The 16,025-nt window shown below is 67.9% G+C and carries 9 protein-coding genes and 2 pseudogenes; all 11 read left to right on the top strand.

Going from position 1 to position 16,025, the window contains the following annotated elements; genetic code table 11:
- Complete coding sequence (treS, locus tag BT98_RS0116475; RefSeq protein ID WP_019460324.1) at nt 1-3,255, top strand: maltose alpha-D-glucosyltransferase; 3,255 nt, start codon at nt 1-3, stop codon at nt 3,253-3,255.
- Nucleotides 3,245-5,455 (top strand): 1,4-alpha-glucan branching protein GlgB, encoded by a 2,211-nt coding sequence (gene glgB, locus BT98_RS0116470; protein WP_019460323.1) that lies wholly within the window; start codon nt 3,245-3,247, stop codon nt 5,453-5,455. Before treS ends, glgB begins: the two co-directional genes overlap by 11 nt.
- On the top strand, nt 5,439-7,547 hold the full coding sequence (glgX, locus tag BT98_RS0116465; RefSeq protein WP_019460322.1) for a glycogen debranching protein GlgX: 2,109 nt from the start codon (nt 5,439-5,441) through the stop codon (nt 7,545-7,547). The genes glgB and glgX overlap by 17 nt, the downstream gene beginning before the upstream one ends.
- On the top strand, nt 7,544-9,364 hold the full coding sequence (gene treZ / locus BT98_RS0116460; RefSeq protein ID WP_019460321.1) for a malto-oligosyltrehalose trehalohydrolase: 1,821 nt from the start codon (nt 7,544-7,546) through the stop codon (nt 9,362-9,364). Before glgX ends, treZ begins: the two co-directional genes overlap by 4 nt.
- Nucleotides 9,361-11,469, top strand: a complete 2,109-nt coding sequence (gene malQ, locus BT98_RS0116455; RefSeq protein WP_019460320.1) for a 4-alpha-glucanotransferase — start codon at nt 9,361-9,363, stop codon at nt 11,467-11,469. Before treZ ends, malQ begins: the two co-directional genes overlap by 4 nt.
- Nucleotides 11,470-11,895: 426 nt before the next feature.
- On the top strand, nt 11,896-12,171 hold the full coding sequence (locus BT98_RS27305) for a hypothetical protein (protein ID WP_126281887.1): 276 nt from the start codon (nt 11,896-11,898) through the stop codon (nt 12,169-12,171).
- Between the two features lie 369 nt (nt 12,172-12,540).
- Nucleotides 12,541-13,050, top strand: a complete 510-nt coding sequence (locus BT98_RS26715; RefSeq protein ID WP_081798630.1) for a ferritin-like domain-containing protein — start codon at nt 12,541-12,543, stop codon at nt 13,048-13,050.
- 380 nt (nt 13,051-13,430) lie between these two features.
- Nucleotides 13,431-13,931 carry a YciE/YciF ferroxidase family protein gene (locus tag BT98_RS24760; RefSeq protein ID WP_037251256.1) on the top strand — a complete coding sequence of 167 codons (501 nt, stop codon included), beginning with the start codon at nt 13,431-13,433 and terminating at the stop codon, nt 13,929-13,931.
- Between the two features lie 155 nt (nt 13,932-14,086).
- Entirely contained in the window at nt 14,087-14,368 is a 282-nt protein-coding gene (locus tag BT98_RS27300) for a hypothetical protein (RefSeq protein WP_147292462.1), read from the top strand.
- Nucleotides 14,334-15,679, top strand: a pseudogene (locus BT98_RS0116445) (IS5 family transposase). The gene BT98_RS27300 and the pseudogene BT98_RS0116445 overlap by 35 nt, the downstream one beginning before the upstream one ends.
- Before the next feature lie 142 nt (nt 15,680-15,821).
- A pseudogene (locus BT98_RS24755) lies at nt 15,822-16,025 on the top strand (IS5/IS1182 family transposase); the annotation flags it as partial.

The raw sequence follows: 16,025 nt of genomic DNA, 5'->3' as shown, positions 1-16,025 counted from the left end.
ATGTCCATGACGGAAGACCCGCACTGGTACCGCGACGCGGTCATCTACCAGTTGCACATCAAGAGCTTCTTCGATTCCAACAATGACGGGATCGGCGACTTCGCCGGCCTGATCGACAAGCTCGACTACCTCTCCGAACTGGGCGTGGACACGCTCTGGCTGCTGCCCTTCTACCCCTCCCCGCGCCGCGACGACGGCTACGACATCTCGGAGTATCGCGATGTCAGCCCCGACTACGGCACGCTGGACGAAGCCAAGCGCTTCATCGGGGAGGCGCACAAGCGCGGCCTGCGCGTCATCACCGAGCTGGTGATCAACCACACCAGCGACCAGCACCCCTGGTTCCAGGCCGCCCGCAAGGCGCCCCCGGGCGACCCGGCGCGCGACTACTACGTCTGGTCGGACAATGACGAGCTCTATTCCGGCACCCGCATCATCTTCCTCGACACGGAGAAGTCGAACTGGACCTGGGACGAGGAGGCCCAGTCCTATTTCTGGCACCGCTTCTTCAGCCACCAGCCGGACCTGAACTTCGACAACCCCCGCATCATGGTGGAGGTGCTGAACATCATGCGCTTCTGGCTCGATGCCGGGGTGGATGGCTTGCGCCTCGACGCCGTGCCCTACCTGATCGAGCGCGACGGCACCAGCAACGAGAACCTGCCCGAGACGCACGAGGTCCTGAAGACGCTCCGCCGCAAGCTGGACGAGGAGTACCCCGACCGGATGCTGCTGGCCGAGGCCAACATGTGGCCCGAGGACACGCAGCAGTATTTCGGGGTGGGCGACGAATGCCACATGGCCTTCCACTTCCCGCTGATGCCGCGCATGTACATGGCGATCGCGCAGGAGGACCGCTTCCCGATCACCGACATCCTGCGCCAGACGCCCGACATCCCCGACGGCTGCCAGTGGGCGATCTTCCTGCGCAACCATGACGAGCTGACGCTGGAGATGGTCACGGACAAGGAACGTGACTACCTCTGGAACACCTATGCCGCCGACAAGCGCGCCCGCATCAACCTCGGCATCCGCCGCCGCCTCGCCCCGCTGCTGGAACACGACCGCCGCCGCATCGAGCTGATGAACGGCCTGCTCATGTCCATGCCCGGCACGCCGGTGATCTACTACGGCGACGAGATCGGCATGGGCGACAACATCTATCTCGGCGACCGCGACGGCGTGCGCACGCCGATGCAGTGGTCTCCCGACCGCAACGGCGGCTTCAGCAAGGCCGACCCGGCCGGCCTCGTCCTGCCCACCATCCAGGACCCGCTCTACGGCTTCCAGGCGGTGAACGTGGAGGCGCAGTCGCGCGACGCGCATTCCCTGCTGAACTGGACGCGGCGGATGCTCGCCACGCGCAAGCGCTCCCGCGCCTTCGGCCGCGGCGGCATGCGCCTGCTCTACCCGGGCAACCGCAAGGTCCTTGCCTATGTCCGGGAATACGGGGACGAGAGCATCCTCTGCGTCTTCAACCTGTCCCGCACCTCCCAGGCGGTGGAGCTCGACCTCTCCGCCTATGTCGGCCGCGTGCCGGTGGAGATGCTGGGCGGCACCGCCTTCCCGGAGATCGGCCAGCTCACCTACCTGCTCACCCTGCAGCCCTTCGGCTTCTACTGGTTCGTGCTGGCGACCGAGCAGGCCCTCCCACCCTGGCACGTGAAGGCGCCCGAGCCCTTGCCCGACCTGCGCACCCTGGTCTTCCCGGCCAACACCACCGGCTTCGGCGAGGCGCAGAAGCGCGAGCTGGAGCGCGAGGTGCTGCCCAGCTACCTGCCCAAGCGCCGCTGGTTCGCCTCCAAGGGCGAGAAGCTTGAAGGTGTCAGCCTGAAGGCCATCGCCCCCTTCCCGCACGCCCGCTACGTCATCTTCGCCGAGATCGAGGCGAAGCTGCCCGACCGCACCGAGCGCTACTGCCTGCCCCTGGCCGCGGTGGAGGACGACGACAGCGCCAGCCCGCTGGCCTATCAGCTCGCCATCTCCCGCGTGCGGCAGACGCGCCGCGTCGGCTACCTGACCGATGCCTTCGCCTCCGACGACTTCGTGCATGCCGCGCTGGTGAACTTCCGCCGCAACAGCACCACGCAGAGCGACGAGGGCGAGATCCGCTTCATCGGCGGCGCCCTGCTGCACGGCATCGAGATCCCCGAGCGGCCGGAGATCCGCCGGCTTTCCGCGGAACAGTCCAACTCCTCGATGATCGTCGGCGACCAGGTGGTGCTGAAGATCCTGCGCAAGCTCTTCTCCGGCATCCATCCGGAGGCCGAGATGACGCGCCATCTCACCGAGGCCGGCTTCCAGAACATCGCCCCGCTGCTGGGCGAGGTGGTCCGCACCGGGCCGGACGGACAGCCGGTGACGCTGATGCTGCTGCAGGGCTTCGTCCGCAACCAGGGCGACGGCTGGGGCTGGACCCTGGACTGGCTGGCCCGCTCGGTGGACGAGGCCGCGCTGGCCCATGACGGGCACGAGGACATCTTCGCCGGCTACCTCAGCTTCGCCACCGCCCTGGGCCGCCGCCTGGGCGAGTTGCACGCCGTGCTCGCCGCACCGTCCGACGACCCGGCCTTCACGCCCGAACCCGCCGTGGAGGCGGACCGCACGGCCTGGGCCGAGGGCGCGCTGGAACAGCTCGAACCGGCGCTGAAGCTGCTGGAAAAGGCCACCGACCTGTCGGAGGCGGACGCGGCCCGCGCGCAGTCCCTGCTCAGCAAGGCCCAGGCCCTGCGCGGCAAGGTCCACGCGCTGGCGCAAGCCGCCGACGGCGCGCTCAAGACCCGCGTGCATGGCGACTTCCACCTGGGCCAGGTCCTGGTCTCCCAGGGCGACGCCGTGATCGTGGACTTCGAGGGCGAGCCCGCGCGCTCGCTGGAGGAACGCCGCGCCAAGGGCTCGCCGCTGCGCGACGTGGCCGGGCTGCTGCGCTCCTTCGACTACGCCGCCGCCGCCGCCGCCCAGAGCCACGACACGGGCAGCAGCTCCGCCGTGCCGCAGGAACGCCGCGAGGCGCTCCTGGCACGCTTCCGCCAGGAGGCCTCCGACGCCTTCCTGGCGGCCTACCGCGTCGTGGAGCACGCGGCGGAACGCCCCTGGGTGCCGGAGGCCTCCGAACAGTCCCTGCTCGATCTCTTCCTGATCGAGAAGGCTGCCTACGAGATCCGCTACGAGGCGGCCAACCGGCCCGCCTGGCTTCCCCTCCCCCTGCGCGGCCTGGCCGCCATCGTCGAGAGGCTGATCCCCGATGCGGAATGATGCCGCCATCCAGGCCCTCGCCGAGGGCCGCCACGGAGATCCCTTCGCCATCCTGGGCGCCCATGACGGCCCCGGGGGTAAAACGGTCCTGACCTTCCAGCCGGGCGCGAAGGCTGTGGAACTCCTCGACGCGGAAAGCGGCGAGGTCCTGGCGCCGATGGAGCGCATCCACCCCGCCGGCGTCTTCGAGGCTCCCGTCCCCGATGCCCGCCCCTACCGCTTCCGCGTCGAATGGCCCGGCGGCGTGCAGGAGACCGAGGACCCCTACAGCTTCGGCCTGCTGCTCGGCGACATGGACCTCTACCTCTTCGCCGAGGGCCGGCACCGGGAGATGGGCCGCGTCTTCGGCGCCCAGGCGATGACCCTCGGCGGCGTTCCCGGCGTGCGCTTCGCCGTCTGGGCCCCGAATGCCGAGCGTGTCTCGGTGGTCGGCGGCTTCAACAGCTGGGACGGCCGCCGCCACCCGATGCGCCTGCGGCGGGAGGCCGGGATCTGGGAGCTCTTCATCCCCCGCCTCACCCCCGGCACCGCCTACAAGTACGAGATCCGCGGCCCCGGCGGCGCCATGCTGCCGCTGAAGGCCGATCCCGTCGCCCTGGCCTCGGAGCTCGCCCCCGCCACCGCCTCCGTGGTGGCGGACCCGACGCCGCACGAATGGCAGGACGCGGAATGGATGGCCGGCCGTGCCGCCCGCCACGCGCCCGACGCGCCGATCGCCATCTACGAGGTCCACCCGACCTCCTGGTGGAAGGCCGAGGACGGCCATGCGCCGGACTGGGAGGGCCTGGCCGACCGGCTGATCCCCTATGTGGCGGAGATGGGCTTCACCCATGTCGAGCTGCTGCCCGTCATGGAACATCCCTTCGGCGGCTCCTGGGGCTACCAGCCGCTCGGCCTCTTCGCCCCCACGGCACGCTTCGGCACGCCGGACGGCTTCGCCCGCTTCGTGGACCGCTGCCACCAGGCGGGCATCGGCGTCCTGCTCGACTGGGTGCCGGCCCACTTCCCGACCGACGCCCACGGCATGGGCCATTTCGACGGCACCGCCCTCTACGAGCACGCCGACCCGCGCGAGGGGTTCCATCAGGACTGGAACACGCTGATCTACAATTTCGGCCGCAACGAGGTGCGCGGCTTCCTGATCGCCTCCGGCCTCTTCTGGCTGGAGCACTACCACGTGGACGGGCTGCGCGTGGACGCCGTGGCCTCGATGCTCTACCGCGACTACTCCCGCAAGCAGGGCGAATGGGTCCCCAACCAGTATGGCGGCCGCGAGAACCTGGAGGCCGTGGCCTTCCTGCGCGAGCTGAACACGGCGGTCGCCGAACGCTGCCCCGGCGCGGTGGTGATCGCAGAGGAATCCACCGCCTGGCCGGGCGTGACGAAGCCGGTCAGCGAGGGCGGGCTCGGCTTTTCCTACAAGTGGAACATGGGGTGGATGCACGACACGCTCCACTACATGCAGGAGAACCCAGTCAACCGCCGCTGGCACCACGACAGCATGACCTTCGGCCTCGTCTATGCCTTCTCCGAGAAGTTCGTGCTGCCGCTCAGCCATGACGAGGTGGTGCATGGCAAGGGCTCGCTGCTCGGCAAGATGCCCGGCGACGACTGGCAGAAGCGCGCCAACCTGCGCGCCTACCTTTCCTTCATGTGGACCCATCCGGGCAAGAAGCTGATCTTCATGGGCATCGAGCTTGCCCAGCCGACGGAATGGAACCACGACGCCGCCCTGCCCTGGCACCTGCTGGACGATCCCGGGCATCGCGGCATGCAGGACCTCGTCCGCGACCTCAACGCGCTCTACCGCGGCCTGCCCGCCCTGCACCGTCTCGACGCGGAACCCGCGGGCTTCGAATGGGTGATCGGCGACGACAGCGCGCAAAGCGTCTTCGCCTATCTCCGCCGCGGCCAGGATGGCGACCCGCCGGCACTCGTGGTCTGCAACCTCACCCCGGTGCCGCGCGAGGGCTACCGCATCGGCGTCCCGGCCAGTGGGCATGGGGGCGGCTGGTGGCACGAGCTGCTGAACAGCGATGCCGGCAACTACGGCGGCAGCAACCTGGGCAATGCCGGCGGCGTGATGGCCGAGGATCTGCCCAGCCACGGGCAGGCGCAATCGCTCTCGCTCATCCTGCCACCGCTCGCTACGATTGTGCTGTCCCCCGGAGCACTCAACACGCATGGCCCTACCCCCTGATCGCCTCGCCCCCGGGCGGCCTTATCCGCTCGGAGCCTATTGGGACGGTCTCGGGGTCAACTTCGCGGTCTTCTCCGCCCATGCGGAAAAGATCGAGGTCTGCGTCTTCAACGCCACGGGCCGCAAGGAGCTGGCCCGCTACGCCTTGCCGGAATGCACCGACGAGGTCTGGCACGGCTATCTCCCCGGCGCGCAGCCCGGCCTCGTCTACGGGCTGCGCGCCCATGGCCCCTACGAGCCCCGGCGCGGCCACCGCTTCAACCCGCACAAGCTGCTGCTCGACCCCTATGCCCGCAAGCTGGTCGGGCAGGTCACCTGGTCCGACGCGCTCTTCGGCTACCGCGTCGGCAACAGCCGCGAGGACCTTTCCTTCGACCGCCGCGACAGTGCCGTGGCCATGCCCAAGGCCCTGGTGGTGGACGAGAGCTTCACCTGGGGCGACGACCGCCCCCCCGCCACGCCCTGGACGGACACGGTGATCTACGAGGCGCACCTGCGCGGCCTCACCATGCGCCACAGCGCCCTGCATCCACGCCTGCGCGGCACCTTCGCCGGCCTGTCCGACCCGCGCATGATCGAGCACATGCTGCGCCTGGGCATCACGGCAGTGGAGCTGCTGCCCGTGCACGCCTTCCTGCAGGACCGCTTCCTGGTGCAGAAGAGCCTGCGCAACTACTGGGGCTATTCCACCCTGAACTTCTTTGCGCCGGAAGCCGCCTATCTCAGCACCGGCTCGCTGAAGGAGATCAAGGTCGCCATCCGTCAGCTCCATGCTGCCGGGATCGAGGTGATCCTCGACGTCGTGTACAACCACACGGCCGAGGGCAACGAGATGGGCCCGACCCTGTCCTGGCGGGGCCTCGACAACGCCAGCTACTACCGCCTCCTGCCCGGCGACGAGCGCGTCCACATCAACGACACCGGCACCGGCAACACGCTGAACATCGCCCATCCGCGCGTGCTGCAGATGGTGACCGACAGCCTGCGCCACTGGGTGCAGACCTACCGCGTCGACGGCTTCCGCTTCGACCTCGGCACCATCCTGGGGCGGGAGGCAAGCGGCTTCGACCCTGGTGCCGGCTTCTTCGACGTGCTGCGCCAGGACCCGGTCCTGTCCCAGGTCAAGCTGATCTCGGAGCCCTGGGACATCGGCCCCGGCGGCTACCAGCTCGGCAACCACCCGCCGGGCTTCGCCGAATGGAACGACCGCTTCCGCGACGACGTGCGCCGCTTCTGGCGCGGCGATTCCGGCCTGCGCCCCGGCCTCGCCAGCCGCCTCACCGGCTCCAGCGAGATCTTCGACCGCCGCCGCCGCCAGCCCTGGGCCTCGGTGAACTTCGTGGCCGCGCATGACGGCTTCACCCTGCGCGACCTCGTCTCCTACGCCCGCCGCCACAACGAGGCCAATGGCGAGAACAACCAGGACGGCCATGGCGAGAACTTCTCGGCCAACTGGGGCGTGGAGGGCGGGACGCAGCAGCCCTGGGTGCTGGAAACCCGCGCCCGGCTGCAGCGCGCCCTGCTGGGCACCGTCTTCCTGTCCGCCGGCACCCCCATGCTCCTGGCCGGGGACGAGATGGACCGCACCCAGGGCGGCAACAACAACGCCTATTGCCAGGACAACGAGGTCTCCTGGCTGGACTGGGAGCACGCGGCCACCCCCCGCGCCCAGGCGCTCGCCGAATTCGTTTCCCGCCTCGCCTGGCTGCGCCAGTGCTGGACCCCGCTCCGCCCCCGCTACTTCCCCCACAGCCGCACCGAGCCCGCCCCCGGGGTGCAGGACACCGGCTGGTTCGACCAGCACGGCCAGCCGATGCAGCCGGAGGCATGGAACGAGCCCGAGGCCCGGACGTTGACGCTGCGCCGCGCCGACATGGCCGCGGATGGCTGGGTCGAGGTCGTGATGCTGATGTTGAATGCCGACGGCGCGGAACAGAGCTTCCAGTTGCCGGAACCGGTGCTCCCCTGGCGGCTGCTGCTGGACACGGCGCTGCCGGAAGCCGAGGAGCGCTCCCTGCTGCCGGAGGAAACCAGCGTGACGGTGGGGGCGCATTCGCTGCTCCTGCTGGGCGCACGGGTCGAGAAGCCATGAGCGGCGCCCCCTCGCCCTGGGGCGCGGAACTCCTCCCGGACGGGGCGCGGACCCGCTTCCGCCTCTGGGCTCCCTCGGCCACGGAGGTCGCGCTGGAGATCGCGGACCACCCCCCCGCGCCCATGCGGGCGGAACCGGACGGCTGGTTCTCGCTGGAGGCCGCCGCCCCGGCCGGCACGCGCTACCGCTTCCAGGCCCGGCTGGAGGACGGCTCCACCCTCCCGGTGCCCGACCCGGCGGCGCGCTTCCAGCCGGACGACGTGCACGGCTTCAGCCAGGTGGTCGATCCCCGCGCCCATGCCTGGCGGAACACCGGCTGGAAGGGCCGCCCCTGGCACGAGACCATCCTCTACGAGCTCCATGCCGGAACCTGCGGCGGCTATGCCGGCATCCGCGCCATGCTGCCCCGGCTCAAGGCCCTGGGCGTCACGGCCATCGAGCTGATGCCGATCGCCGAGTTCCCCGGCCCGCGCAACTGGGGCTATGACGGCGTCCTGCCCTTCGCCCCCGCTGCCTCCTACGGCACGCCGGAGGAGCTGAAGGCCCTGATCGACGAGGCGCACGGCCAAGGCCTGATGGTGTTCCTCGACGTCGTCTACAACCATTTCGGCCCGGACGGCGCCTATCTGCACGCCTATGCAAAGGACTTCTTCGACGAGGGCGTCCACACCCCTTGGGGTGCCGCCATCGACTTCAAGAAGGCCCCGGTCCGCGACTTCTTCGAATCCAACGCCCTCACCTGGCTGCGCGAATACCGCTTCGACGGCCTCCGCTTCGATGCGGTCCACGCCATCGCGAAGCAGGACTGGCTCGACCACCTCGCCACCCGCATCCGGAGCGAGATCCAGGCCGAAACCCCCGGCCGCCATGTCCATCTCGTGCTGGAGAACGAGCGCAACGGCGCCAGCCATCTCCGCACCGGCCCCAGGGCGCCCGGATTCGACGCCCAGTGGAACGACGACGGCCACAACGTCCTGCACCCGCTGCTGACCGGCGAACGCGAAGCCTATTACGAGGACTTCGCCGACGATGGCGCGGAAAAGCTCGCCCGCGTCCTGGCGGAAGGCTTCCTCTTCCAGGGCGAGACCATGCCCCATCTGGGCCATGCGCGCGGCGAGCCCAGCGCCCACCTGCCGCCCACCGCCTTTGTGCTCTTCCTGCAGAACCACGACCAGGTCGGCAACCGCGCCTTCGGCGAGCGCCTGCCCGCCCTTTCCCGCCCCTCGGCGCTGAAGGCCGCCACCGCCCTCCTGCTGCTCTCGCCCCAGATTCCGATGCTCTTCATGGGCGAGGAATGGGCCGCCACCGCCCCCTTCCTCTTCTTCACCGCCTTCCCGCAACAGGAGCTGGCGGATGCGGTGCGCGAGGGCCGGCGCAAGGAATTCGCCAAGTTCGCCGCCTTCCAGGACCCGGAGAAGCGCGAGCGCATCCCCGATCCGAACGCCGAAAAGACCTTCACCGATTCCATCCCCGACCCCGCGGAAAGCGAACATGGCTTCCATGCGGAGATGCTGGCCCTGCACAAGGCCCTGATCGCCCTCCGCCACGACGAGATCATCCCCCGCCTGCCCGGTGCCAGAGCCATCGGCGCCGAGGCGGTGGGGCCGAAGGCCGTGCTGGCCCGCTGGCGCCTGGGCGACGGCACCCGCCTGACCATCGCCCTCAACCTGGACGAGGCCCCCGCGCCGGTGACGGCGGGCGGCACCCTCGTGCTGCATGAATCCATCCCGGACGCCGCGGAAGCGCTGGCCGCCGGAAGCCTGCCGCCCGACTGTGCGGTGGTGATGCTCGACCTGCCGGAGAACACGGGCCCATGAGCCGGGATGAACTCCACGCCCTCGCGGAGGCCGCCGGAATCGCCTCGCAATGGCGCGACGCCCAGGGCCGCGACCAGACCGTCGCCCCGGACGCCATCGGCGCCGTGCTGGAGGCCCTGGGCCTGCCCACCGGCTCGCCGGAGCAGATGCGGGAGGCCCGCGAGCACCTGGCCGCCCAGGCCGCACTGCCCCCGCTCTGCACCGCCACCGCCGGACAGCCCGTGCTGTTGGGCCTGCCCGGCGAGCCCGAGTACCGGCTCGACCTGGAAGACGGCGGCGTGCTGGAAGGCCGCGCCCGGCAGGAACACGGCCTCTGCCACCTGCCCATCTCCCCGCCGCCCGGCTACCACCGCCTCCGCATCGGCGGCGCGGAAACCACCCTCGCCATCGCTCCGGCCCGCTGTTATCGCCCGGAGGACGCGTTGGCGGAAAGCGATGCGCGCCAGCTTTCCGGCAGACTCCCCTGGGGGCTGACCGTCCAGCTCTACGGCCTGCGCCGCGGCCGCCCGGAAGGCCCGGGCCAGGACGGCATGGGCGGCGGTGGCGTCGGCGACTTCACCGCCCTGGCGGAATTCGTTTCCTCCGCCGCCCGAAAGGGTGCCCAGGCCGTGGCCATCAGCCCGGTCCACGCCCAGTTCTCCGCCGACCCCAACCGCTTCTCCCCCTATTCCCCCTCCTCGCGCCTCTTCCTGAACGTGCTCCACGCCGACCCGGCCGTGCTGGGCGAGGCCCCGCTCCGCGCCGCCTTCGGCCGCACCGGCCTGGCCGGGGAATTCGGCCGGCTGGAAGCCCTGGAGCTCGTGGACTGGCCCGCCGTGGCCCGCGCCCGCCTCGCCGTCTTCCGCGCCCTCTTCGACAGCTTCCCCGGCGACCCGGAATTCGACCGCTTCCGCGCCGAACAGGGCGAGGCCCTGGAAAGCCATGCCCGCTTCGAGGCCCTGCACGCCCATCTCTTCGCCCGCGACCCTGGGCTCTGGAACTGGCGCCAATGGCCCGCCGAATTCCGTGACCCCGCCAGCCCCGCCGTGGCGGAATTCGCCCGCGCCCATGAGCGGGAGGTCGCCTACCACGCCTTCCTGCAATGGATCGCCGACCGCGGCCTCGGCACGGCCCAGCAGGCCGCCCGCGACGCCGGCGCCAGCATCGGCCTCATCGCCGACCTCGCCGTCGGCACCGATGGCGGCGGCAGCCATGGCTGGAGCCGCCAGCGCGAGATGCTGCGCCACCTCACCGTCGGCGCGCCCCCCGACATCTTCTCGCCGCTCGGCCAGGGCTGGGGCATCACCGCTTTCTCCCCCCTCGGTCTGAAGCAGGGCGGCTACGGCGCCTTCCTGGAGATGCTGCGCGCCGCCATGCGCCATGCCGGCGGCGTGCGCATCGACCATGCCATGGGCCTCGCCCGCCTCTGGGTCGTGCCGGAAGGCGCCGACCCGCGCGACGGTGCCTACCTGCAGTTTCCCGCCGACGACATGTTCCGCCTCGTCGCCCTGGAATCCCGGCGCCACCGCGCCATCGTGGTGGGCGAGGATCTCGGCACCGTCCCGCACGGCTTCCGCGAACGCCTGGACCATATCGGCATGCTCGGCATGCGTGTCCTCTGGTTCGAGCAGCGGGACGGCGGCGGCCCCTACATCCCCCCGCGCGAATGGTCGCGCAACGCGGCCGCCATGACCACGACCCACGATCTGCCCACCGCCGTCGGCTGGTGGCGCGGCCTGGATATCGGCTGGCGCGCTCGCCTCGGCCTGCTGGGAGAGGGCGAGGACGGCTCCGCCCAGCGCGCCGAACGCGCCCGCGACCGCGCCACGCTCTGGCAGGCCATGCGCGACAGCGGTGCCGCCCAGGGCGATCCCCCGCCACCAGAGGACGGCACCCCGCTCGCCGAGGCCGCCGCCGCCCAGATCGGCCGGTCCGCCTGCACCCTGGCCCTGCTGCCCGTGGAGGATGCCCTCGCCCTGGCGGAACAGCCCAACCTCCCCGGCACCACCGACCAGCACCCCAACTGGCGCCGCCGCCTGCCGGGCGAGGCCGCGACCCTCCTCGACGATCCGGCCTGCGAGCGCCGCCTCGCGTCACTCGCGGAGTCCCGGCCACCCGCCGGCTGAACCATACCCGCCGCGGACCGCCAGCGTCACATTGAGTGGACCGTGGCCCCGGTTGGGATGCAGCACTCGCACTGCCAGACAGGCCCGCTCCGTCAGCTCCAGCGCGAGGCTGGTGCTGACAGCGATCCGGACAGGCAGGAGCCCCTTTTCGAAAATGGTGAACCTGCTCACCTTCTCTGTCAGGCCCGGGAGGGCCGCAGGGCCCGCGTCCTGGCTGCCATCTCCCCCATCGCATGGTGTGGGGAGAAGTGCCGCGGAAGGCGAGCATCACGACCTCCCCTCCCGCCTCCGATCCGTCCCCCACTCGCCTATGAACCGCGGGGCATCCCGCAAGGAAGCTCAGAGGAGATCGGAGGCAGGACAGCGGTGCACCGACTTCGCCACCATCCGAACCTTGGCTACCCGAGGGCTCCGGTCAGGGTAACAGTGGCCTATGAGAAGCGGGGGCCGAGCGGCATCCGAGAGGATGATCTGTGGCCGAGCCCCAAGACGGCGATGATCGAGAGCTATGCACCGTGGTGGGAATGGGCTGGATGCATGCCGGCCGCATCGCGCAATATCTTCGCGGATCCGACGCTGCTGGTGGCAGTCGATAACCTGGGTCTGCCACAGGTTGGCTGGCGCCGGGGCATGGATCCCGCGTTATGGGTCAACGGACGGTCCTGCGCCATCTCCGGCAGAGTCTATGGCAATACACCTTGATTGAAGGCTGGGTGAGATGTGCGCGAGAGGCGGCCGGATGGTGGAGCCGCGCTCAAAATTACCGTAATAACGATAAATTGTTTGCGGCATCAGCGCTTTTAATGAACCATAAATTCTTTCTCTGCGTTCTCCTATAGCCTTGTCGGAATAGATTACTTGGTACTATGGAATAGCAGCACTCGAAAGCAAAGCCAACAATAGGCAAGCTGCTTTAATACTATTTTGCCGAAAGGCACAAAGTGGTTTGATATAGCCCGCTTCGCGGTACCAGGCGAATATCCCTATCGACCTGGACCACAAAAAGGAAGTGCCGAGCCGAATGAACCGGCGGGTAATATCCCGGACAAAACTTGCGCTGGAGGACAAAACATGTCAGAATCCTACAAAGATATCTATATCACTGGGTTGGTAAACGCTCGCGCTTTAGAGACTCAGGCAATTGAGCTCCTTTCGCGGCAGTTGGATCGCGTCCAGAGCTACCCTGAAGTCGAAGCGGCTTTGCGCAAGCACCTGACTGAGAGTGAACAGCAGCGTGATCGCCTCGACGAACTACTAGCCGCGCACGGAACGTCGCATTCTGGAGTGAAAGATTTTGTGACCGGTCTCGTTGGTAATATGGCCGCTCTGGGCCATGTACCAATGCAGGATGAGATCATTAAGAATTCTCTGGCAAATTATGCCTTCGAACATTTTGAAATCGCGTCCTATAAATCTCTTTTGACGTTGGCTGAGCTTGCTGGTGACAGTTCTGCACCTACTGTGCTTATGCTTTCGCTGGGCGAGGAGGAGCGCATGGCACAATGGTGTGCTGATAATCTTGATGCCATCACGCGTAAGTTCGCCTCTCTTCGAGTGCAGGGTGATCAGGCCGGAATCTGACATGAATTTGGTCAGTAGATAATCATTATCGCCTCAGTGCCAGCCAGTGCAGCAAAACACATGTTAACTCTGGGCACCAAATGTGCGTGCCGGCTCACTACGTTTCAGGGCACGAAAACACCATTGTCGAGATATGCGCCCGGATGGCTCGTGCCTCTGGGCGCTTTCGATTCTGTGCCTGTCCTCCAGAGCGTAGACAGCCGCGCAAGGCATCCTCACCATCCCTGAAGCCGGCCGCTGGATGCATGGAGATCCTCTCCATCGTCCTGTCGCCATACCCAAGCATCTGTGAGTGTCTGCGTTGCTACCTTCTCTCCTTGCCGAGCGTTTTGTCTCGGCTGCCAAATGAGGCGGTGAGCTGGATGGGGAAGATCATCGACATGGCCGAGAAGACCCTTGCGGACGCCTTCCACGAAACACTGAAGGACGTCTACTACGCCGAAAAACAGTCAGTGCGGGCGCTCAAGAAGTCTGCGAAGGCCGCGAAGGCACCGGAACTGAAGGAAGCGTTCACTCAGCATGCCGAGGAGAGCGCCGCGCAGGTGGAGCGCTTGGTCCAGGTCTTCGAGCGTATCGGCAAGTCAGCTCGTGCCAAGACCTGTGAAGCAATGCAGGGCCTGACAACAGAAATGGAAGAGGATCTGGAGGATTTCGGCGGCACTGCGGCAGCCGATGATGTATTGATCGGCTGTGCCCAGGCGATCGAGCACTACGAGATTGCCCGCTACGGGCTGCTGAAGACCTGGGCAGCCAAACTCGGGTATTCTGAAGCAGAGCAGCTATTGGCCGAGACCCTGGAGGAAGAGAAGAAAGCCGACGCCCTGCTGACCCAGATAGCAGAGAGCTTTGCCCCTTCAGGCAACGACGCTAACACTAAGTAAGATAGAGAGCGGGGTACGCCCGCTGCCCATCCTCCCCGATGAGCGTACCCTGACCACCGATCTACTCGACCTGACCGGTGGCTGGGGAGGATGTAGGGAAGAGAGAGGCTCGCAACACTGGTGGAGCGTCCTTGGAGATCCTACCAGCAGCAGGCTTGATCGTTCGTGACAGGCTTGAATGGGCTGAGAACCGTGACTGCCAGGGCAGCCCCTTCAACGCCAAGCTCTTCCACCCGAAAGTGGGCAGCGCACCTAGTGCTGAGTTCTGGCACCACTGCTCTAAGTGGTCGGCCCTGAACAAATCCCAGGCTACTGATCCAATTGATGGATTTGCTGAACTGGACGGCGTGGATTTACAGGATCCAGTTGGTTTGGGCCTCAAACCCTGCGATTCTGTTGGGCGTGAAGCACCGCCCGCGCCCGCCGGAACAGCCTGACCTGCTACGGCCCCGCCTGGTCGGCATGATCAACAGGCGACACGAACTGATCCGGCTGGCGGCGCTGATCGACTGGAGCTGGTTCGAGCGGGAATGGGCCGGCTTCTTTCCCGCCGGTGAGAGCCGGCGAGCCAGCCATCCGCGTCTGGTCGCTGGGCTGATGTACCTTCAGCACGCCTACGGCCTCTCCGACGAGGCGGTGCTCGCCCGCTGGGTCAGAACCCGTACTTCCAGCACTTCACCGGCGAGACCTTCTTCCAGCATCGCCTGCCCATCCACCCCTCCTCGCTCAGCCGCTGGCACGGCCGCATCGGTGAGGAGGGCGTGGAGTGGCTGCTGAGCAAGATCATCAAGGCAGGCCGGGCCGCGGGTGCGGTGTCGGAACGCAGCCTGGCCGAGATCGCGGTGGACACCACGGTGATGGAGAAAGCCATCGTGCATCCGACCGACAGCCACCTGTATGAGAAGGTGCGGCAATCCCTCGTGGCGCTGGCGGACAAGGCCGGGATCGCCTTGCGCCAGAACTACAATCGCCTGGCGCCACGTCTGGCCGCACGGGTGGGGCGGCATGCCCATGCCCAGCAGTACCGGCGCATGTGCCGGGCGCTGCGCACGCTCAAGGGCTACACCGGCCGCGTGCTGCGCGATGTGGGGCGCAAGCTCGGCGCCGTCGCGCAAGGGCCGCTGCGGGATCGGATCAGCGACAGGATGGCCCTCGTCACCCGCCTGCTGCGCCAGACACCGAAGACGCCCCGCAAGCTCTATGCCCTGCACGAGCCCGCGGTGGACTGCATCTCGAAAGGCAAGGCCCGCATGCGCTACGAGTTCGGCTCCAAGGTCAGCGTCGCCACCACCATCGAGGGCGGCTTCGTCGTCGGCATGCGCTCCATGCCCGGCAACCCCTATGACGGCCACACCCTCACCGAAGCCATCCAGCAGGTCGAGACCCTCACCAGCCATCATCCCAGTACCGTCGTGGCCGATCGCGGCTACCGCGGCCATGGCGTGTGGGGCACGCAGGTGTTGGTCAGCGGCACCCGCCGCCGGCTGACACCAAGGCTTATCAGGCTGCTGCGCCGTCGCAGCGCCATCGAGCCTGAGATCGGCCACCTGAAGACCGACGGCCGTCTCGCCCGCTGTGCCCTCAAGGGCACCTTCGGCGATGCCCTGTTCGCCGTGCTCTGCGGCTGCGGCCACAACATCCGCAAGATCCTTGCCCACCTCCGGGCTTTCTTGCTCGCCCTGTTCGCCAGTCTCGTTCAGGCGCTCACCCAGACCAGCCCCTATCCAGCGGCTGGCCGAACGCACTGACCAAGCTATTCAAGGCCGACTACTTAGTCGGTCTTGAACATCTCATAGTTCACTGATTTATCTGAAATGTTTGCTGGATCGGGCGCTCTGAATTTGCAGAGTGCGATTGTTTTCGACGACAAACGCTGCGATTCTGGTGGGCATGAAGCACCGCCCGCGCCCGCCGGAACAGGCTGATCTGCTGCGGCCGCGGCTGGTCGACATGATCGACGGGCGGCACGAACTGGTGCGGCTGGCGGCGCTGATCGACTGGTCCTGGTTCGAGCGGGAATGGGCCGGCTTCTTCCCCGCCGCTGAGGGACGGCCGGCCACCCATCCTCGCCTGGTCGCCGGGCTGATGTACCTT

The sequence above is a fragment of the Roseomonas mucosa ATCC BAA-692 genome (genome assembly GCF_000622225.1).
Lineage (GTDB): Bacteria > Pseudomonadota > Alphaproteobacteria > Acetobacterales > Acetobacteraceae > Roseomonas > Roseomonas mucosa.
Note: the sequence above shows the minus strand (reverse complement) of the source record. Positions and strands in the feature narration are given on the sequence as shown.